The organism is Sodalis sp. RH15 (assembly GCF_047324255.1).
Lineage (GTDB): Bacteria > Pseudomonadota > Gammaproteobacteria > Enterobacterales > Enterobacteriaceae > Acerihabitans > Acerihabitans ligni.
Genome location: NZ_CP178738.1, coordinates 2,670,539 through 2,690,542, shown reverse-complemented (window position 1 = coordinate 2,690,542; position 20,004 = coordinate 2,670,539). Strand labels below are relative to the sequence as shown.

At 49.9% G+C, this 20,004-nt stretch carries 18 protein-coding genes; 10 read left to right on the top strand and 8 right to left on the bottom strand.

Annotated elements, in window-relative coordinates; translation table 11 throughout:
• Positions 1 to 683 precede the first annotated feature (683 nt).
• Positions 684 to 1,034 (bottom strand): YebG family protein, encoded by a 351-nt coding sequence (locus ACL2XO_RS12440; protein WP_413724119.1) that lies wholly within the window; start codon positions 1,032 to 1,034, stop codon positions 684 to 686.
• Between the two features lie 207 nt (positions 1,035 to 1,241).
• Positions 1,242 to 3,452: a catalase/peroxidase HPI gene (katG, locus tag ACL2XO_RS12435; protein ID WP_413742843.1), complete on the bottom strand. Its 2,211-nt coding sequence runs from the start codon at positions 3,450 to 3,452 to the stop codon at positions 1,242 to 1,244.
• 411 nt (positions 3,453 to 3,863) lie between these two features.
• Here katG and ACL2XO_RS12430 point away from each other — a divergent pair, with 411 nt between their 5' ends.
• A complete protein-coding gene (locus ACL2XO_RS12430) occupies positions 3,864 to 4,505 on the top strand; it encodes an SDR family oxidoreductase (RefSeq protein WP_413742842.1) in 642 nt (213 codons plus the stop codon).
• A 55-nt stretch (positions 4,506 to 4,560) separates the two neighbouring features.
• Here the strand turns inward: ACL2XO_RS12430 and ACL2XO_RS12425 are convergent, their stop codons facing one another.
• Positions 4,561 to 5,286, bottom strand: a complete 726-nt coding sequence (locus tag ACL2XO_RS12425; protein ID WP_413742841.1) for a thymidylate kinase — start codon at positions 5,284 to 5,286, stop codon at positions 4,561 to 4,563.
• Positions 5,287 to 5,439: 153 nt separating this feature from the next.
• Here ACL2XO_RS12425 and ACL2XO_RS12420 point away from each other — a divergent pair, with 153 nt between their 5' ends.
• Both ACL2XO_RS12420 and ACL2XO_RS12415 read left to right on the top strand, forming a co-directional pair.
• Complete coding sequence (locus ACL2XO_RS12420) at positions 5,440 to 6,153, top strand: hypothetical protein (protein WP_413724115.1); 714 nt, start codon at positions 5,440 to 5,442, stop codon at positions 6,151 to 6,153.
• Between the two features lie 44 nt (positions 6,154 to 6,197).
• Positions 6,198 to 6,953 carry a hypothetical protein gene (locus ACL2XO_RS12415; protein ID WP_132922131.1) on the top strand — a complete coding sequence of 252 codons (756 nt, stop codon included), beginning with the start codon at positions 6,198 to 6,200 and terminating at the stop codon, positions 6,951 to 6,953.
• Between the two features lie 44 nt (positions 6,954 to 6,997).
• Here ACL2XO_RS12415 and ACL2XO_RS12410 read toward each other — a convergent pair whose 3' ends face one another.
• Together ACL2XO_RS12410 and ACL2XO_RS12405 are read right to left on the bottom strand one after the other, a co-directional pair.
• Positions 6,998 to 7,357, bottom strand: coding sequence for a diacylglycerol kinase (locus tag ACL2XO_RS12410; RefSeq protein ID WP_413742840.1), 360 nt, complete (start codon positions 7,355 to 7,357; stop codon positions 6,998 to 7,000).
• Between the two features lie 251 nt (positions 7,358 to 7,608).
• Positions 7,609 to 8,733 (bottom strand): N-acetyltransferase, encoded by a 1,125-nt coding sequence (locus tag ACL2XO_RS12405; protein WP_413742839.1) that lies wholly within the window; start codon positions 8,731 to 8,733, stop codon positions 7,609 to 7,611.
• Positions 8,734 to 9,272: 539 nt separating this feature from the next.
• Between ACL2XO_RS12405 and ACL2XO_RS12400 the strand changes: the two genes are divergently transcribed.
• The 5 genes from ACL2XO_RS12400 to ACL2XO_RS12380 all read left to right on the top strand — a co-directional run bounded on the left by ACL2XO_RS12400 (position 9,273) and on the right by ACL2XO_RS12380 (position 14,271).
• A complete protein-coding gene (locus ACL2XO_RS12400) occupies positions 9,273 to 11,012 on the top strand; it encodes a fatty acyl-AMP ligase (RefSeq protein WP_413724111.1) in 1,740 nt (579 codons plus the stop codon).
• Positions 11,013 to 11,198: 186 nt separating this feature from the next.
• Positions 11,199 to 12,116, top strand: a complete 918-nt coding sequence (locus ACL2XO_RS12395; protein ID WP_132922135.1) for an NAD-dependent epimerase/dehydratase family protein — start codon at positions 11,199 to 11,201, stop codon at positions 12,114 to 12,116.
• A 29-nt stretch (positions 12,117 to 12,145) separates the two neighbouring features.
• Positions 12,146 to 12,406 carry an acyl carrier protein gene (locus ACL2XO_RS12390; protein WP_132922136.1) on the top strand — a complete coding sequence of 87 codons (261 nt, stop codon included), beginning with the start codon at positions 12,146 to 12,148 and terminating at the stop codon, positions 12,404 to 12,406.
• Positions 12,393 to 13,565: a serine palmitoyltransferase gene (gene spt / locus ACL2XO_RS12385; RefSeq protein WP_413742838.1), complete on the top strand. Its 1,173-nt coding sequence runs from the start codon at positions 12,393 to 12,395 to the stop codon at positions 13,563 to 13,565. Before ACL2XO_RS12390 ends, spt begins: the two co-directional genes overlap by 14 nt.
• Positions 13,566 to 13,713: 148 nt before the next feature.
• Entirely contained in the window at positions 13,714 to 14,271 is a 558-nt protein-coding gene (locus tag ACL2XO_RS12380) for a YtfJ family protein (RefSeq protein ID WP_413742837.1), read from the top strand.
• A gap of 73 nt (positions 14,272 to 14,344) precedes the next feature.
• On the opposite strand, the gene ACL2XO_RS12375 is transcribed toward ACL2XO_RS12380, so the two are convergent.
• Both ACL2XO_RS12375 and ACL2XO_RS12370 read right to left on the bottom strand, forming a co-directional pair.
• On the bottom strand, positions 14,345 to 15,178 hold the full coding sequence (locus ACL2XO_RS12375) for a hypothetical protein (protein ID WP_413724109.1): 834 nt from the start codon (positions 15,176 to 15,178) through the stop codon (positions 14,345 to 14,347).
• Positions 15,178 to 16,515 (bottom strand): lipopolysaccharide biosynthesis protein, encoded by a 1,338-nt coding sequence (locus ACL2XO_RS12370; protein ID WP_413724108.1) that lies wholly within the window; start codon positions 16,513 to 16,515, stop codon positions 15,178 to 15,180. Before ACL2XO_RS12370 ends, ACL2XO_RS12375 begins: the two co-directional genes overlap by 1 nt.
• A gap of 397 nt (positions 16,516 to 16,912) precedes the next feature.
• Between ACL2XO_RS12370 and lptF the strand changes: the two genes are divergently transcribed.
• Both lptF and lptG read left to right on the top strand, forming a co-directional pair.
• Positions 16,913 to 17,983, top strand: a complete 1,071-nt coding sequence (gene lptF / locus ACL2XO_RS12365; RefSeq protein WP_132922141.1) for an LPS export ABC transporter permease LptF — start codon at positions 16,913 to 16,915, stop codon at positions 17,981 to 17,983.
• Entirely contained in the window at positions 17,980 to 19,068 is a 1,089-nt protein-coding gene (gene lptG / locus ACL2XO_RS12360) for an LPS export ABC transporter permease LptG (RefSeq protein WP_413724107.1), read from the top strand. Before lptF ends, lptG begins: the two co-directional genes overlap by 4 nt.
• A 97-nt stretch (positions 19,069 to 19,165) precedes the next feature.
• Here the strand turns inward: lptG and ACL2XO_RS12355 are convergent, their stop codons facing one another.
• Entirely contained in the window at positions 19,166 to 19,753 is a 588-nt protein-coding gene (locus tag ACL2XO_RS12355) for a TetR/AcrR family transcriptional regulator (protein WP_413742836.1), read from the bottom strand.
• Positions 19,754 to 20,004 lie beyond the last annotated feature (251 nt).

Below are 20,004 nucleotides of genomic sequence, written 5' to 3'. Positions count from 1 at the left end.
CCCTTTAAGGGATATTTGTTCAACTTAATAAAAAAGCAAAATGAAGTAATACGCTAAGAAGTAATGTTATTTAGAAAAATTATTATAGCAGTGAGCAATTGTGACATCGTTATTTTACCTATACTGAAACTGAATCGCCATAGGCTCCGACGATTTTTAATCGCGCCACCGTTATACATAAACACCCAGTTGTTATATTTAACATTTGATAATCGCGACAGGTATATAAAAACAATTATAACATCCCGCGAGAACGTTCCTTGGCTAAGACCCTGATTTCCTGGCTAAAGCCCTGTATCGACGACGCAACATCATCAATGGCAGAGGTTGAAGAATATCATTATTAAGACGCGGGCACACCGCGGCTGACAATTATTTAAATATGATGCCAGTCACACAATAGGTAAAACATCATGATTCCACTATCCGTTTTTATTACCGGAAATAACACGCGCCCACCCTGTGGCGGGCCGAGGTCATAGCGCTCGCTTGCCACCTGAAAATATTTGGCATGGGAATATGATAGGCATTGTTATCGGCGAGTATAAAGCGGGGATCTTGCCGGCTGAGCCGGACTGGCTATGCGTGTATTCTGGCGGGCATGTGCTGCTTTTCATGCATCAACGCCGCCAGGGGTTATCACTAACGGCGCTGTTCAGTACTTGTGTAACTATCGAAGGGGATCAGGCTGCTTTCACCGCTCTGATTTTTTTTGTGCCGGCATCAGCATCAGCATCGGCATCGGCATCGGCATCCATGCTTTCCGGTTCATCTGAAGGAGCCTGAGCGCCGGCGGCTTCCGGCAATTTGCTGGTACGCAGGATATGCTGAACATTATCTTTATGCTCGGCCAGATAGAGACCCAGATTTTCAGCCTGCGTTTCATCCAGCTGCATCCCGCTGTTCAACAGCCAGTCGCTGAACGCTTCAGCCATATCAAGCATCTTGTCGTAGGCCTCAGCTTCTTTCTTACTGGCAAATGTCATTTTCTCTTCACCCTTTCTGACGACCACATATTTTATTTCAATAGCCATAACCGCCTCCAATACTGTAATTATAAACAGTATATCAGCAAATGCCGCTCATCGTCCACTACACATTTAACGGCCGGCTCAGACTACTGACAAATATACCCGCCGCCAAGAAGGCGGGACATATTGCCAACAAGCTCAGCCCGCCTCAGTTCCCTGACGCGGGCTGTTTGCGTGGTGATTTCAGTCTTTGCAACCGGTCAATACCGCTTAGATGTCGAATCGATCCAGATTCATCACCTTCGTCCAGGCCGCGACAAAGTCCTTAACAAACTTTTCTTTGGCGTCGCTGCTGGCGTAAACCTCCGCGCAAGCGCGCAATACGGCATTCGAACCAAATACCAGGTCGGCACGGGTTGCGGTAAATTTGACCTCTCCGCTGAGGCGATCGCGTCCTTCGAAGCGTTCTCCGGAGGAGTCCGTTGCTTTCCATTCAGTGCGCATATCGAGCAGGTTTACGAAGAAGTCAGTGTTAAGCTCGCCCACGTTGTGCGTGAAAACACCTTGCCGGCTGCCATCGTAGTTTGCACCAAGCACCCGCAGTCCACCGATAAGCACCGTTAATTCCGGCACGGTCAGCGTAAGTTGCTGAGCCTTGTCGATGAGGAGATCTTCAGTGGATGTGCCGTCGGCAACACCGCGATAGTTACGGAAACCATCCGCTTTTGGTTTGAGGAATTCAAACGATTCAATATCGGTCTGATCCTGGCTAGCATCCACGCGACCGGCGGTGAAAGGCACTTCAATCTCAACGTTGACCGCTTTCGCTGCCTGTTCAACACCCACCACGCCGGCCAGAACGATCACATCCGCCAGAGACGCTTTCTGGAATGATTGTTGTATCGATTCCAAAGTGGGGAGTACGCGGGCGGCGATGGCGTTTACACTCCATTCTCTTTGCGGCAGCAGCGCCAGCCGTGCGCCGTTTGCGCCGCCCCGCTTGTCTCCGCCGCGAAAGGTAGAAGCCGAAGCCCACGCCACCGAGGTCAGTTCACCGACGGTAAGGCCGGAAGCAGCGATTTTTTCTTTCAGCAGTTCGATATCGGCGGCCGTCGGCTGATACACCGGGGCCGGCAGAGGGTCTTGCCAGATTAAGTCTTCTTTTGGCACTTCCGGACCGATATATCGCGCTTTTGGCCCCATGTCCCTGTGGGTCAATTTGTACCACGCCCGCGCGAAAGCTTCATTGAAGGACTGCGGATCGCCATGGAAACGACGGGATATCTTTTCAAACTCCGGATCGAAACGAAGCGTCAGATCGGTGACCAGCATGGTAGGTTTACGCTTCTTCGCCGCATCGAACGGGTCGGGAATACTCTCCGGCGCATCTTTGGCCTCAAACTGGATAGCGCCGGCGGGACTGCGTGTCTGTACCCATTCAAATTTGAAGAGATTTTCGAAGAAGTTATGGCTCCACTGCGTTGGCGTCTGGGACCAGGCCACTTCCAGGCCGGAAGTGATGGCATCAGCCCCGGCGCCGGTTCCATAACTGCTTGCCCAGCCCAGGCCTTGCGCTTCAATAGGCGCGGTTTCAGGGTCGACACCGACATGAGTGGCGGGACCTGCGCCATGGGTTTTGCCCAGCGTATGGCCACCGGCGATTAACGCAACAATCTCTTCATCGTTCATCCCCATATTGCCGAAGGTGGCACGGATAGCCGGGGCCGCCGAGGCAGGATCGCCACTGTGATTCGGGCCTTCGGGATTGACGTAAATCAGCCCCATTTCCGTTGCGCCCAACGGCGATTGGGCCAGCAATTCAGGATGGCGGTGTTCAAGCCAGGTTGTCTCGTCGCCCCAGTTCACATCCAGATCGGGTTCCCATACGTCTTCACGCCCGGCGCCAAAGCCAAAGGTACGGAAACCGGAATTTTCCAAAGCGACGTTGCCTGCAAGGATATAGAGGTCGGCCCAGGAAATTTTTTGACCATATTTTTGCTTCACCGGCCACAGCAAGCGGCGCGCTTTGTCGAGGCTCACATTATCCGGCCAGGAGTTCAACGGGGCGAAGCGCTGCTGGCCGCGGCCCGAACCACCGCGCCCGTCGACGGAGCGATACGTCCCTGCGCTGTGCCACGCCAAGCGGATGAAAAGGCCGATATAGCTGCCCCAGTCGGCCGGCCACCAGGGTTGCGAATCAGTGAGCAGCGCTTTGAGATCGGCCTTGAGCGCCGAATAGTCTAGCTTGGCGAACTCCTTACGGTAATCAAACGATTCGCCCAACGGGTTAGAGCGGTTTGAGTGCTGTGTCAGGAGGTCGACTCTAAGCTGGTTAGGCCACCAGTCCCGATTGCTTGTCCCGCCGCCGGACGTCTTATTGGAATTTCCCTCATGAAAAGGACATTTACTGACAGATGCTTCTCTATCTGCTTCAACGATAGGCTTTGCATCTTTTGCATCTTCATCGATAGAATTGCTCATGACATGCTCCTTTTAAGTATTCTCAATGCTACTCTATACGCGGATTTCACTCAGTCACAGCTGAATTACCCTATGTATTTGATAGACCTTCCCATGGGATTTCAGCGTCCATCCCCCGGGTTTTAATCATGAAAGCAGTCTCCTTTACCCTATATTGCCAGTTAATGACAAAATTATTCCCTGTCGGAGACGCAAAATCAGAAAAGCCCGCGTACGCATTAACCCCGCAGCTAGGGTAGGATCATATCTCGGCTTTATGGCCGCCGAAGTGGTCGATAAGCCTGGGTCGCATATCTTTCCTCGTTTTGGCGCGCACGCTCCTTGAGGTTGCAAGCGGCCACGGGCTGCGGCGGCGGATGGCCTTTAAACGTCATTCTCCAATGGGGAGATATCGAGGAAAAGGAGCCCGTCATGAGCAAGATTCTCGTTCTTGGTGCTGCCGGAAAGATAGCGCGGCACGCGATCCATCAGTTTCTCGGGCAGGAAGGCATCATTCTTACCCTCTATCTGCGAAAGTCGGGACGTCTGCAGAAGCTTGCGGGCGATAGTGTTGAAGTTATCGAAGGCGATGTCACGGATACGCGCCATTTGCAGGAGGCGGCACGAGGACAAGACGTCGTTTACGCCAATCTGGCGGGCGACAATATCGAGGAGCAGGCCAAATCGGTGGTCGAGGCGCTTGAAGCTGCGGGCGTAGGGCGTCTGATCTGGATCTCAACCCTGGGTATCTATGACGAGGTCCCAGGCGCATTCGGCAAGTGGAACCATGAAATGCTCGATGACGGCTATCTCGAACCCTACAGCGCAGCCGCCAAGGTTATCGAGTCCTCGACGCTCGCCTACACGATTGTGCGGCCGGCCTGGCTGACCGACAGCGACGAGGTGGATTATGAGCTCACCCAGAAGGGGGAGCCATTCAAGGGTACCGAAGTCTCCCGCCAGAGCGTTGCCGATCTTGTCGTGAAACTGGCGCAAGATCCGACGCGCGACGTGCGGGCCTCCGTGGGCATTAACAAGCCGGACACCGATGGCGACAAGCCGTCTTGGTACTGATCGCCGCGCAATCATGCCTAATGGAAACGTCGGTTCCTGCGGGAGTGGATAATGGCTATGGGTTGACGACGGGCTTACCTTCGTCAACATAGCTATATCCACGCGATGCCATAAACTTCGATACGGCCTCTTCAGCGGCGCAAAACACTTCATCAAGGGACTTATTGGCGTCGATATCGACAATTTGGGCGCCTTCGAAAGTCAGCAGCGGAGTAACGGCAATTTTTTTGGCAAGGGATTCTTGTCGATGATCGGGCTTGCGGGCGCAGGCAACATCAAGATCAACATTCAGTTTTAGCACCAAATCCGGCTTATGGCCGGCCATCCATCGAAAAGCGGCACGTTCGCGGCCCGCCAGCCAGGTAACAAAGCGGCTGCCCGGCGCGTTGGCCGGAAGTACCGTGCCATCATAACCACCCGGTATTTGCACCTGTGGAAAACGATCGGTCAAGATCAGTAGCCCGCGCCGACGAAAAGCCAGCATGCGGCGAAAGCGCAATAATCGCCGCAGCACGAAAGACATGATGACCAAGGCAGGCAGCGGGCCGGGAAGAGACTTGCTTATATTGGCCTTATTAACTTCAATAGACTTGCCTAGGGAATTACCTAAAACGGGGAGCTTCACCATCGCACGGGCGACATTTCCTGCTTGTTTACCCAAGTGAACCCTTGCCGCGGGTCCATATTTTTTTACATAGTCAATAAGATGTTCGCAGACAGTGGATTTTCCGGAACCATCGCTGCCAATAACCGCTATGATCGGTGGGAGTTTTGAATGCATAAAACACTCTCTTATCTAGAAATCCCCAAGAATATATCGTTTGAAAAGGGGAAAATCGCTATTAATTGTTGTTACGGCCAAGTGGAACAAATATCTTGAACCCAGGAAGGATTAGCATACAATAGTTTTTTTTTAGATATTGGATTTTTTGATGTGAGTCAACAGATTAGCCCCCTTGCCGATAATGCTCCGCTGCGAGTGATAGCAATAACGGGTTGTGATGGTTCCGGTAAATCGACTTTAGCCGCCAGTCTGGTAAGACAACTCTCTTCCCAAGGCTCGACGGAACTGTTTTATCTTGGGCAGTCGTCGGGACGCATAGGCGAATGGATCAGCAGCCTACCCGTTATTGGCGCTTCCTTTGGCCGCTATTTGCTGGCGAAGTCTGAGCGGGTACATGATAATCCATCGACACCCCCAGGCAATGTAACGGCGCTGGTGATCTATCTACTGTCTTATTGGCGAACCTACAAATTCCGGCGAATGCTGGCGAAGAGCCAACAGGGGCATTTGCTGATTACAGATCGTTACCCGCAGGCTGAAGTGGCCGGGTTTCGTTTTGATGGTCCGCAGTTGGCAAAAACGGTTGGTGGTAACGGTTGGGTGCGCGCGCTGAGAAAACATGAGCAAAAACTCTACCGGTGGATGGCCTCTTATCAGCCACTCTTATTGATTCGGCTGGATATTGATGAACAAACGGCGCATTCGCGCAAGCCTGATCACAAGATCTCCGTTTTACGTGAGAAGATTACCGTCATACCGCACCTTACTTTTAATGGCGCGAAGATTCTTGACTTAGATGGTCGAGAGCCGGCGAGTGAAATTCTTGACGAGTCGTTACGTGCGATTCGGGCCTCTCTTACGTAGTCATGCGTTTCGGCTTATGATTACCTTTTAGTATATTGAAATAAATGCAAACAGATAGCTTGAATACAACAAACGAACCTTCCCCGGCCTATATTGCCGGGCTTGTCGCGGTAGTGGGCTGTGACGGCACGGGTAAATCGACGCTGACCGCGGACCTGGAAAAACATCTGCGGACACATTGGGTGACCGAGCGTCGTTACTTAGGGCTCCTCTCCGGTGAGACCGGCGATAAAATCAAACATCTGCCTTTGATTGGCGTATGGCTCGAGCGGCGCCTGGCCGCCAAGTCCGGGAAGACTCAGAACATGAGCAGCAAGTCTCCGGCGCTCTGGGCTGCGTTGATCATGTACGGGTTCTCACTGTTTCGTGCCGCTAATCTACGCAAGGTACAGCGTCTGGCCCAGAGCGGCGTGTTGGTTATCAGCGATCGCTATCCGCAGGCAGAGGTTTCAGGGTTTTATTATGATGGGCCCGGCATTGGCGTGGAGCGCGTGGCGGGCTGGCTGATGACGCGTTTAGCGGCTCGCGAGCGGCGATTGTATCAGCAGATGGCCTTATGCCGCCCCGAATTAATCATTCGCCTTGATATTGATGTCGGCACCGCCTTTTCGCGTAAACCGGACCATAGTTATGAGGAACTGCGGGATAAAATCGGCGTCATGGTCAAGCTTCGGTACAATGGCTCAAAAATACTCGATCTGGATGCCAGAGCGCCCTACAGCGAGGTGCTGGAAAAAGCACTGGATGCCATATCTTCAGTTGCCGTAGCCTCTCGGCGCAGGGATAAAGCCATCGCGTAACCATATTGCTTTTGCCGTACACTACAGTGTGGACTCCATAAGCATCAGAAAATAATAATTAACCAAATTATTATCGTCATCACTACTGTTACTAACTGCGCCGCGCCACCCAAATCTTTTGCCCGCTTTGATAGGGGATGTAAATCCAAGGAAACACGATCTACCACGGTTTCGATAGCTGTGTTAAGTAACTCAACCACCAGTAAAAGAAAACAGCTGGAAATTAAGAATAAGCGCTCTAACTTTGTAACGTCCAAAAAAAATGCGATGATCACTAATACTGAGTTAATAATAAACAACTGGCGAAACGCATCTTCCGTTAGCAAAGCATCAGCAAGCCCAGCCAGCGAGTTATTTATACTGCTTATTAATCGTTTGATGCCTTTCTTCTTCTCAAATGCCATGAATATGTGCTCTTATAAAAATGAAAGCGATCGGGCGTTATCTCATGACAACCGATTAGATATGCTAATGTTTAGCGCCAAAAACATTACACATAACCTATTAAATCGCCGTTCACTTGCCAGCGTTGACTTACAACCGGCCAAAGGCACCCCAGGCTAGACGTTCCCAGGGGCCAGGGCGGGCACCTTTTGTGCCCGGCCGTTATCATCTACGTGAGGCCTCAAGGACAAGACGACGCCTATACGCCGGGTTAAAGCTGCTTTTCGTACAAACGATAACGCTTATAGGGAATCGCACCAATCCGCTCCAAGATCGTCCGCATGCCGGCATTAGACTCCAGGATCCAAGACATCTCTACAGCAGCGATATTCCGCTTCGCAAAGGAGTCACGTAGCGCCTCAATCAACAGCAGCGCCATAACCGGCCCCAGACGACTGAATTGATACTCTTGCCGAACCCCCATCAAGGGCACTCTGGCGGTACGTACACCACGAACTTTCAAACGCCATAATAGCTTCGCCCAGCCAAAGGGGAGTAAACGCCCCTCTAAATCTGCGATAGCCTCATTAATATTTGGCAAACCAACAATAAAGGCACAAGGAACGGAGTCTATCTCGGCAATATAAATCATGTCGTCCGGCACCAATAACTTCAGTTGCTCCCCCATGGTGGCAAACTCAAACTCGGTAAAGGGTACAAATCCCCAGTTGTTCTGCCAGCCAGAGTTGAAGATCTGACGCAAAATCTGCATTTCCTCACTAAAATGCTTACGATTGAGCCGGCGGATGGTCACCTTTTTACGCGCTTGCTCCATAAGCTTGTTTAATACCGGAGGAAAATGCAGGCTTGCAACTTGCATCCAGTAGGCCAGCAAATCAATGCCTTGCGTATATCCTTGCTGCTCCACACCCGCGGCATAATAAGGCTTGCCGTGCGTCATTAATGCAGACGGCGGAGTATCGAACCCATCAACCAGCAAGCCGCTTTCCTGGTTAATATTAAGACTGAACGGCCCGGTGATTTTTCGTGCTCCTTTAGACAGCAACCACTCTTCTGCAGCAGCAAATAGCGCACTGAATACTTCTTGATCATCGATGGCATCAATCATCCCAAAATGCCCGGTATCCTCACCATAAAGTTCGCGGTGCAAGGTATCGATTTGAGCGGTTATCCGCCCGACAATCTTATCCCCTTTTTTAGCTACCCACGCTTGCCATTCGATATGTTTAGTACCTGGATTTTTGTGAGAAAGATGCTCTGCACGCTCGAGATACAAGGGTTCAATCCAATTTGGATCATCGCGATATAGTGAAGAAGGAAAAGCGATGAATGCCTTAAGCCCACGCTTGTCCATGATTTTTTCAATGCGGACCATAAACACCCTTAAATCTCTAGAATTTACTGAAAAAAAAGCACAATAAACCGGCATATATTATCCAGTCTGTGCTCTCTTGATGGCTAATTCTTCCCTAAGGAGCTCGTAAGGACAAAAAAAAGCAATTATTACCTTAGCGAAGCCCAGTCAAAAGAATCCCTGTTATATTTTGATCCCCCCACCTACCGAACCTGCTGAAAATGTGATGGCAAGTACGTTTATCCTTGCGCTAGGCATATTATGCTTGGCATTATTGAGTTTCAGAGCCGCGCAAGCCAGATCCTCTCAACGCATTCTATATGCCTTTTGACATTATCTGGATATACATTGCCATCCTTTACCACTTAATGCTTTTTTCACTGAAATAACACAATTTAAAGCAGATTGGAAGATACTGCTACAATAGGAGCTTGTATTAGGTAGTATAAAATGATAAATAAAAAAACAATGTCTTATACAAAAGCTTACAAAGACTCCCGCTCTCACATCATTAGTTGTCTGTATTATTGGCTGATTTTAAATCTAAGGCTGTATTGTATATGTTTGAAACAAGCTCCGCCCACTCTCTTCCCATGCGCTTTGCAGACTTCCCATCTCTGGTGGAGGCCTTAGACTACGCCGCTCAGGGAAGCACAGGTATGAATTTTTACGATCGACGTAATCAGCTAGTGGCCGTATTGGAATATCGTATGCTACAACGCCGTGCGATCATGGGCGCAAAGCGCCTATTATCGCTGAATCTCAACAAGGGTGACCGTGTTGCGCTTATCGCTGAAACCAGTGTGGGTTTCGTTGAAGCTTTTTTTGCCTGCCAATATGCTGGATTAGTCGCGGTGCCGCTTGCCATCCCTATGGGGGTGGGGCAGCGTGCCTCCTATATCGATAAGCTCCAGGGTCTGATAAAAAGCTGTAAGCCCGCGGCTATCATCAGTGGTGATGAATGGCTGCCGCTGATTAGGTCCGCCAGCGGCGATGCGCCGCCTGCACATATCCTCAGCAATGACGATTTAGATGCGTTGCCAGAGAAGGATGTTGAACTGCAGCCTCCATCACCAGACGACATTGCCTATCTCCAATATACGTCGGGTAGCACGCGCTTCCCCCGCGGCGTGATAGTAACCCAGCGTTCTGTTATGGCTAACCTGCAGGTTATCAGCCATGACGGTATCAAGTTACGTCCGGGGGATCGTTGCGTCTCTTGGTTACCCTTTTATCACGACATGGGGCTGGTAGGTTGCCTACTGACTCCTGTGGCCACCCAGGTATCCGTTGACTACCTGCGCACACAAGATTTTGCAATGCGTCCGCTGCAATGGCTAAAACTGATCAGTAAAAACCGGGCCACCATCTCCGTTGCTCCGCCATTTGGCTACGAATTATGCTTACGCCGCAGTAACGAGAAAGAACTGGCCGAACTCAATCTCTCCAGTTGGCGAGTGGCTGGTGTGGGGGCTGAACCCATTCCGGGAGAGCTGCTCCGTCAGTTCAGCGAACATTTCAGCGATGTCCATTTTGATAGCAAGGCTTTTATGCCCTGCTATGGTTTAGCCGAAAATACGCTTGCGGTAAGCTTTTTCGAACAGGCATCCGGCCCGCAGGTCAACGAGGTCGACCGCGAAATTTTGGAGTACGAAGGTAAAGCTGTAGCGCCTACCAAAAACACCCGGGCCTTTGCAACTTTTGTCAATTGCGGCAAGGCGCTTCCCAGCCATCGTATTGAAATCCGTAGCGAAACCGGTACACCGCTTCGAGAACGGGAGGTGGGCCATATCTGTATTTCAGGCCCCAGCTTAATGAGCGGATATTTCCGGGATGCTGCTTCAATGCAGCAAATCCAGGCGACAGGATGGATGGATACCGGTGATTTAGGTTACCTGTTTGACGGAAATCTCTACATAACCGGCCGTAAAAAAGATCTGATTATCATTCGTGGCCGTAACATTTGGCCTCAAGATATTGAATATGTTGCGGAATCGGAGCCGGAAATCCGCTCGGGGGATGCAATCGCCTTCGTCGCCACCCAAGAGCACGACGAGGGCGCCAAGATTATTTTGCAGATCCAGTGCAGGGTTAGTTCTGAAGAGCGTCGCAAGCAAATCATCCATACCTTGACAGCGCGCATTCAAAGCGAGTTCGGCGTTGCTGTGGATATTGAATTACTGCCGCCGCATAGCATTCCTAGGACCTCCTCAGGGAAGCCTGCGCGCGCTGAGGCTAAGAAGCGATACCTTACCGAATTGCTCAACCTGCAGATAGGGACTACCGGCTATGCGCAATAATGAGAGCGGCTGCAGTGACAGGTGTAACAGGTGTTATCGGTAAGCATATCGCCGAAAATCTGCTCACACGGTTTTTTACAGTGCGGGACTTAGCCAGAACCGCACGTAAAGACTCAACCAACAAGGTAAGAAACGTTACTTTAGGAGAGTAATGAGCTCACAGATAGGGTCAGCAGGTTTTGCGCAATGACAAGAACGGTTGCAGTTACAGGCGTGACAGGTTTTATTGGTAAGCACATTGCCGAAACTCTGCTCTCCCACGGCTTTACCGTGCGGGCTTTAACCAGAACCGCACGTAAGGCGTCGACTAACGACCATTTCACTTGGGTTCAAGGCGCACTGGAAGATCAACATTCTCTCGCAGAACTGGTTAGCGGCGCTGACCATGTCGTGCATTGCGCAGGTCAAGTTCGCGGGCACACGGAAGAAACCTTTACCAGCTGTAATGTGACAGGCAGCTTAAGCCTCATGCAGGCGGCCAAGGAAAGCGGCAGTTGCAAGCGTTTCTTGTTCATGTCTTCGCTTGCCGCCCGCCATCCCGAACTGTCTTGGTATGCGAATTCAAAATATGTTGCCGAACAGCAATTAATAACCATGGCCTCGACTATTTCTTTGGGTATTTTTCGCCCGACGGCGGTTTATGGGCCGGGCGATAAAGAATTAAAACCTTTATTTAGCTGGCTATTACGCGGAGTACTGCTTCGACTTGGTGCGCCGGAAGCACAGCTATCGTTCCTGCATGTGAGCGATTTAGCGCAAGCCGTTAGCCAATGGTTAATGGTGGAGCAACCGCAAGCACATCCCTTTGAACTCTGCGACGGCATTACCGGTGGTTATAGCTGGCAGCGCCTACAGGAAATAGGCGCTGCGGTGCGTAATGGTCCAGTGCGGTTAATCGGAATTCCTTTACCTTTGCTCAAACTGATTGCCGAGGTAAGCATGCTATCGAACCGTTTAGCTAGAAAAGAACCGATGCTAACCCACAATAAAATCCGCGAATTAACACATCAAGACTGGTCTGCAAGCAATAAAAGCTTGTCAGAATATATTAACTGGATTCCAAAAATTGGTTTGGAACGCGCCCTGCGTGAAGGACTATTTTGATTATCTTGATATAGGTAGGTCAAAATTCTATGCTAAATCGTGAAGTTATGATGGATTATATCGTTGAGTGCTTACAGGGTATGGTCGAAGGCGATCAAGAGATAAAGCCAGACAGCGATCTCGTCAATGACCTTGGTCTGGAGTCCATAAAAGTGATGACCCTCTTGATGATGTTAGAAGACAAATTGGATATTTCAATCCCGATAAATATCTTGTTGAACGTTAGAACACCTGAGCAGTTGTTGGACGCCCTACTCCCACATATGGAGAACATCGATGGGCCTTTATGATAAATTTGCACGTCTTGCCGGCGAACGAGAGCAATTCCAAACATCCGGCCTGAATCCCTTTGGTATTTGTATTGATGAGATCTACTCAGCAACTGAGGGACGCATTGGCAAACAGAAAATAGTTCTGGCGGGCACAAATAACTACCTGGGCCTGACCTTCAATGCCCAAGCCATTGCGGACGGCCAAGCTGCATTGGCAGCCCAGGGCACCGGGACCACCGGGTCACGCATGGCTAACGGTAGTTATGGCTCGCACCTGACCTTAGAGCATGAGTTAGCTGCTTTTTTTGACCGGCCTACCGCCATCGTATTCTCTACCGGCTATACCGCTAACCTAGGCGTCATCAGCACGCTTGCCGACCCTAGCGCCGTCGTATTAATAGACGCGGACTGCCACGCAAGTATCTACGACGCTTGTGCCCTGGGAGGCGCGCAAATTATTCGTTTCCGCCACAATGATGCCCAGGATCTGGAGCGCCGCATGGTGCGTCTTGGCGAGCGTGCGCGAGATGCGATAATTATCGTTGAAGGTATTTATAGCATGCTGGGGGATGTTGCTCCGCTGGTGGAAATTGTCGACATCAAACGGCGCCTTGGCGGCTATTTATTGGTAGATGAAGCTCATTCCTTCGGCGTCATGGGCGCCGGCGGACGAGGCCTTGCTCAAGAGCTGGGCGTTGAGCAGGATGTTGATATCGTATTAGGCACTTTTAGCAAGAGCCTGGCCTCAATCGGCGGTTTTGCCGTCGGCTCTAAAGCGATGGACGTTCTGCGCTATTGCAGCCGCCCTTACATTTTCACCGCTTCACCATCGCCGTCAAGCATCGCCTCTGTGCGCTCCTCGTTAAAAACCATTGCGCAACACCCGGAGCTACGCGAAAAACTTTGGAGCAATGCGCATAGGCTTTATCATGGTCTTGCCAAGCTCGGCTACGAGCTGGGCCCACGCATCAGCCCGGTAGTTCCTGTCATGATTGGCTCCAAAGAAGTGGGGCTGCGTCTGTGGCGCGACCTGATAGCAAAGGGTGTTTATGTAAACCTCGTGCTGCCGCCGGCGGCGCCGGCAGGCATCACTCTGCTGCGCTGCAGCGTCAATGCGGCGCACAGCGAAGAGCAAATCGACACAATTATTCAGGCCTTTGCTGAACTCAAACAATGATACCGCGCAAAGCGGTATCTATACTGCTCATGGGCCAACCATGAGCAGCAAAGCTCGCAAATGAACTTAACCACCTTGACCTGGCCTCCCGTGACAGGATAGTTATCACCCCTCATCATAAAATCGCCTGCAAAAAACAGGAAAAATCATGACGTTACGAAAATTAATGACCTTTCCCCTTCTCCTGTTCCCCTTGATGGCCTTTGCGCATAACTTTGTCAACGGACAACCTGTCGCGCCGGTAGACATTACGGACCGAGGAGAATTGGTTCTGGATAATGATACGTTCAGCTATAAAAACTGGAACAGCTCTCAGCTGAAGGGAAAAGTTCGCGTAATGCAGCACATCGCCGGGCGCACCGCCGCAAAAAAGAAGAATTCGATGCTAATTCAAGCCATTGAGGACGCGAAGTTTCCCAATGACCGCTTTCAGCCCACCACCATCGTCAACGCCGACGATGCTATTCCAGGCACCGGCCTGTTCGTGAGCGGCAAAATCGAGAAAAATAAAAAGCGCTATCCATGGGCGCAATTTATCATCGACAGCAATGGCCTGGCCCGCAAAGCCTGGCAGTTGGATGAAGAGAGTTCGGCAATTGTGGTGTTGGATAAAGAAGGACGCGTTCAGTGGGCAAAAGACGGTGCCCTGACGCCTGAGGAGGTGCATCAGGTGATCGCCCTAGTGCACACATTGCTTGATAAATAGAAATCCCGGCGTCCATTGACCGGCTGGCAAACTTACATTGGATAACGTGCGATCCATTGACCGGCTGACAAACTTACATTGGATAACGTGCGAGGAATAACTCCAAACGCTGGCGGATATTGATATCCAACAGAGCGGGTTCGTCATATGCCTTTCGTCCCGCCAGCTTATCCGCCACCATCTCATCATGCCGGTCGCCCATTAATCCATTAATATTCGCTAAAAATCTGGAAATTTTGTAGGCATCCTGGTTGCTCGGGTCAATAGATCTCAACGTGTCATAATATGACACTTGCTGACTGATGAATTTGCGCACGCTGTGGAATTCCCTTCCTGTCAGCTGCGGCTTAGCTATTAGCGCCCGCAGCGCTCGCATTTGCTCCTGGCGATACACAATAAACCCATTCTCACTGTCCAAACGGGTATGACGTAAAGCATAATGCACCCGTATCCAAACCGGTAGGCTTAGATAAATACGTAAAATATTGCCGTAAAATCTAATAGCATCTTTATTCCCGTTACGAAAAGCATCCTGAAAGTGCCCAAGCACTACGGTGGTTTGGCGAAAAAAAAGGCTGGATTCATGCTTTTTACTATAAAGCCGCTGCGCAAAGCGTAAATGCTTATAACGCGAGCGAATATATTTGTATTGCATTCGCTCAGTCGCTGATAATTCACCGCCTTTTAATACCTTATGCACTAAGCCCTGTAGCTCCAAGCGGGTAAAGCCTTCCTGCCAAAACTGCAGACACAATGCGTAATAATTCCGGATATTTTCTTGGGAGCATTGCAAATCAATAGATTGCGGTAGGCTGGTCTGTTCATTAACGATGTCATCTTCTTCCACCGCAGTGAATATTAACTGCACCGTTTCAGGAGCGAATTTTTTCCATTTGTCGCTAGGCATTACTTGGTACTCTCTATGGGTATGCTAAACCCCAGTAAATTGCGGTGACGGTAAACCCATAAAGTCGGTATTAGAGAAAACAGTACATCCAGACACTGGCCCGCAAAATAGGCAAACGCCGAACCTCGCACGCCAAAAGCATGAGACAGCAGCACTAAAAGCAGGATATATAAAGCTGAAGCAAGGGCCTGCGCTATTAAGGACGCCCGCTGTTTACCCGCCATAAACAATAAGGACTCTTGAGGAAAGCCCACCATGGACACGACAATGGCGCTCAGCATAATTTGAATCAAATCGTAGGCTTGCAGATATTTATAGCCAAACACAACCGAAATTAACGGTTTTCCCACCACCACTACCACCAGAGCAACAAGTATACCGATGCCACCGGCCAGGACTGCTGATTTAAGCCCCAGTAACCACGGTCTTTTGGTACGTGGGTCTAAGCGCATAATCTCGGGATAAAAACTCTTCTCCAGCAATTTGGCCGGCGTTCCTGTCGCATCAAAAAATGTCATTGCAATCTTGAACAGCCCTGCCGCCGCCGGCCCCAAGATAATACCCACTAACACTGTACTGCACGAATTGCGGGCTGCCCAAATAGAATGTGCAATGTTTGTTGTCCATACAAAGTTCCAGGCGCCCTTTATGCCACGCGCCGCCTCAAATAAGCTCGGCCGTAAAGCGCCATGGATATTCAAGCGGCGCAATTCACGGGCGGCAAACCACCAAAACATCGTTCCGCCAATTAAGTTGGAGACATACCAGGTGACGATAAAACCCGCAAAACCTAAATGACAGAAAAAAGCGATGACGCTTCCCACCGCAATTAATAAGGGCTTGGCTGCCTGCTGGACAGCAATCAAATCAAAACGGTCGACCGCCCGTAGAATGCCGGTGGGGGTAGACGATGTCATGGAAGGAATTAAGGTGCAATAAAGCACTGCGAGCCAGAAGCTTTCCGCATTGAGCCCTAAAGATTTAGAAAGCAGCGGCAGCAGCAGCATCCCGCCAATCACTGCAACGGCTCCGCTTGCAATATCCAAGCCGAACGAAAATGAAATCACATCGCGGAATCGCCGGGGATTTTTATTCGCCAATGCCGGCGTGCCAAATTGCACCACAAATTGCCACGTTTGGAACTTGACAAAGTCACTGATCGCTTTGGTATACGATTGAATGACGATGAGAACCCCGAACATCTCGGGTGACATGCCTTTACCCGCGCAAGAAAGCGCAAGTAAGCCAAGTAAGGCACTGGCCACATTACCGGAGCCCAAATAGGCGGAGTTGCGTATAATAGTGCGAAATGCACCGTCGGAAAACCAATACTTCATGGTAAAAAACCAGCCATATTAGCGAAGCCGTACTCAGTTATCGATAACTCTGCAGTGTGACAGAATAAACCAAATCCAGGCCAACCTAAAGGCTTTTGATCCTGGATAGCATTGAAAAGCCTAAGAACATGAACCCGTTAAGCCGTCCCTGCGGGTTAGAATGTCACCACGTGTTACAAGATCTGATAGAGCCGGACTCAAAGCGGCTTTGTGTTTGATGATGGGATTGTTAGTATGAAGCGTGAGAGCTGACTTTTGTGTTTAGCTTAAGGATTCGACACCTTATCAAAACCGGTTACGAGCTATTTTCAAGGGATTATGTCAGAGCGCGTCGCGACTAATACAATTTAACAGATATTCTTTATGCTTAATGGGTAATGTGGGGTGTTGGTAATATATGTACTTGATTGAGCGCTACATCATGGACGAGACCCGCCGGTTAGTGATGATCATCGTGGGTTTTCTCATCTTCATTTTTGCCAGTTATTCAGCCCAACGCTACCTGACTGATGCGGCTAACGGTATAATAGCCTTGCAGGCCGTAGTCGATATTGTCTTCTATAAGGTATTGATTGCATTGGAAATGCTGCTACCGGTTGGTCTTTATGTTTCAGTCGCCATTGCTCTTGGCCAGCTTTATAACGATTCTGAAATAACCGCAATTTTCGCCACCGGCTCAAGTCCTTTGCGACTGCATAAATCCGTTCTGATCCTGGCTATTCCCCTGGGCATGCTGGTAACGGTGCTTTCTATGTACGGCAGGCCTTGGGCCTATGCACAAATTTATCAATTAAAACAGCAATCACAGTCCGAACTGGATGTCGGTCATTTGCGACCGAAAAAGTTTAATATCAATGATAACGGCAGAATGATCTTGGCCGAGCATATCGACCCGGCGTCCAACCGCCTGTCCGATGCGCTGATTTATACTCCCTCCGCCAACAAAACCTCCGTATACAGAGTCCGCTCGCTGGAGGTTATAGATTCATCGCCCACCACTCCCTCGGTGATGCTGCACTCAGGTACGGCTTACCAGCTGGATCATAAAGGCACGGAAGACACCGAGCAGATTTATAATAATCTGGCACTGCATCTCAAACCCCTTAAGCAGAGTATTGATGCCAAGAGTAAGTCGGCATCAACAGCGGAGTTATCACGCTCCACCGATCCTGCCGATATCGCAGAACTGCAGTGGCGGGAAAGCCGAGGGATAAATGCTGTTTTAATGGCGCTGCTGGCGACCTCCTTAAGCCGCACCAAACCACGGCAAGGCCGCTTTGCGACGCTACTTCCCCTGGCTGTATTATTTACCGTCATTTTTTATGGCGGCAACATCTGCCGCACGCTGGTTGCCAACAGTACCCTTCCGGTCATTCCCGGGATATGGCTGGTCTCCTTGCTCATGTCGATTGGGGTATTGATTTTGATAGCCCGTGAATACTCATTAATGCAGAAATTATTTCGATGAATATTTTCAGTCGTTATATCATCTTTAACGTCTTTATCGGTTTTCTAGCCGCTGCCGCATTATTGATTCCGCTATTTACAACTTTTGACTTTATCAATGAGCTTGATGACGTAAGCGCCAACGGATACCGTTGGACCCAGGCCCTTGTGGTTGTATTAATGAAAATTCCCAGATACCTAATCGATTTGGGTCCTTTTATTGCGCTACTGGGCGGTATCGTGGGGCTTGGACAGCTCTCGAAAACTCAAGAATTGACGGCGATGCGCATCAGTGGCCTTTCCATCTTGAGAATTTCCGTGGTCATTTTATATTCAGGTTTGATTTTAACCGTGTCATTAGGCGTGCTCGACGAGTGGGTTGCTTCTCCCCTGCAGCAACGCGCAGTACAACTTAAGGAAATCGCCGTTGCTCAGGCCGGTAATATTGCTGATAATATCAACACCGGGAATATTCTGTGGGCCAGGCACAACAATGAATTTGTTACGGTAAAGACCTTGGATGAACATAATCAACCCATAGGCGTCGAGATATTTCACTACAAGCCGGACCTTTCTCTGGAGTCTTATATTTATGCGGAAAAAGCCTCTATTCTTGATAATGGAATGTGGGCGCTGCATGGCGTTAATCAAAAGAGTTGGGCAAATGGAAAAGAAACCGCAGGAAAGCAGGATAATTTGCTTTGGCAATCCATATTCACCAATATGAGCCTGAAAGAGCTCACTATGCCCAGTGACAGTTTTTCCATTAAGCAGCTCAATCATTATATTCGCTACCTGAAAAGTACCGATCAGCCCAATATCGAGTTTAAGCTCGCATTATGGCAAAAACTGGGACGGCCGATTTTAATTCTGGCCATGATTTTACTTTCAATCCCATTTACCTTTAGCGTCCCCCGCGCGCCAGGTTTAGGCAGCCGTTTAGCCGTTGGCGTCATTGTTGGGCTGCTCACGTACGTCAGCTATCAAATCATCGTTAACCTGGGATTGTTATTTTCCCTCAACGTCCGATTAACGACGCTTACGCCGCCGATTTTGCTCCTTCTCACAGCGATGGGATTAGTGTATCGATTTAATAAGCGGCACTGACTGTATTTGCCCCATCGCAATGAACCAAAGCAGCATCGAAGAGCGGCACTCTCACATGGCTTTGGTTTGCGCTCCGCCCAAATACCGATCCAAATTATCAGGCGGTAAGAATGATATTATTGATTGATGGCTGCACAATTTGCTGAAAAATCTCAACGTCATCAAAGGCGCGTGCCGCCAGCATTGCGCCATGCACCGTCGCCATTAACAGATTAGCCTCAGCGGATGGCGTGCCGCGAAGTTTAAAGACGTTTTTGTTTTCTCCCCTGCTGAGCAACCCGGTCAGCCACTGGGAAAGATCGGTGAAATGTCCGGAAACTTCAGCGGCCACTTCAGGCGGCAGCGTGGGTAGCTCAGCGGCCAGCATGGCACAAATACAAAACGGTGAAGAGCCATCCCTGATACAGGTAGACCAGTAATCCGCATATGCCTGCAGTTCAGCCACCGGGTCATTGATCTTACGGTTAAGCATCTGCATTCCCGCTTGCGCCTCTTCCCGATACTGGGCAACGACAGTACTGACCAGCTCGGCCTTACTGGTAAAATGATGATAAATACTTGCTTTACGGATATTTACCTTTTCTGAGATATCAGCAAAGCTGAAACTGCGGTAGCCACCGGATGTCAGTAATTGTCTGGTATAAGAAATGATTTCGTTTGCTTTGTGCGCGCGCTCGGTAGTCATGGCATAAGACCAATATCAAGAGAAAGTGATTGGCTGAAGTCGGCCAGTGGGCAAGAAAACCTACTAGAAGGTAGTTTTAATGTCAAGAGCAATCATAAAAATTGATGCTGACCCGTATGCCTATTCCCACATGTCTATGCAAGTAGCGTCGCGCCCGCAGATCCTCTAATGGGTTAGCTTCCAATATCGGCCAAATCAGCTTCAACCGGAGCGTAACGGAATCACCGGTGCCGTAATTTACAAAGTCGCGG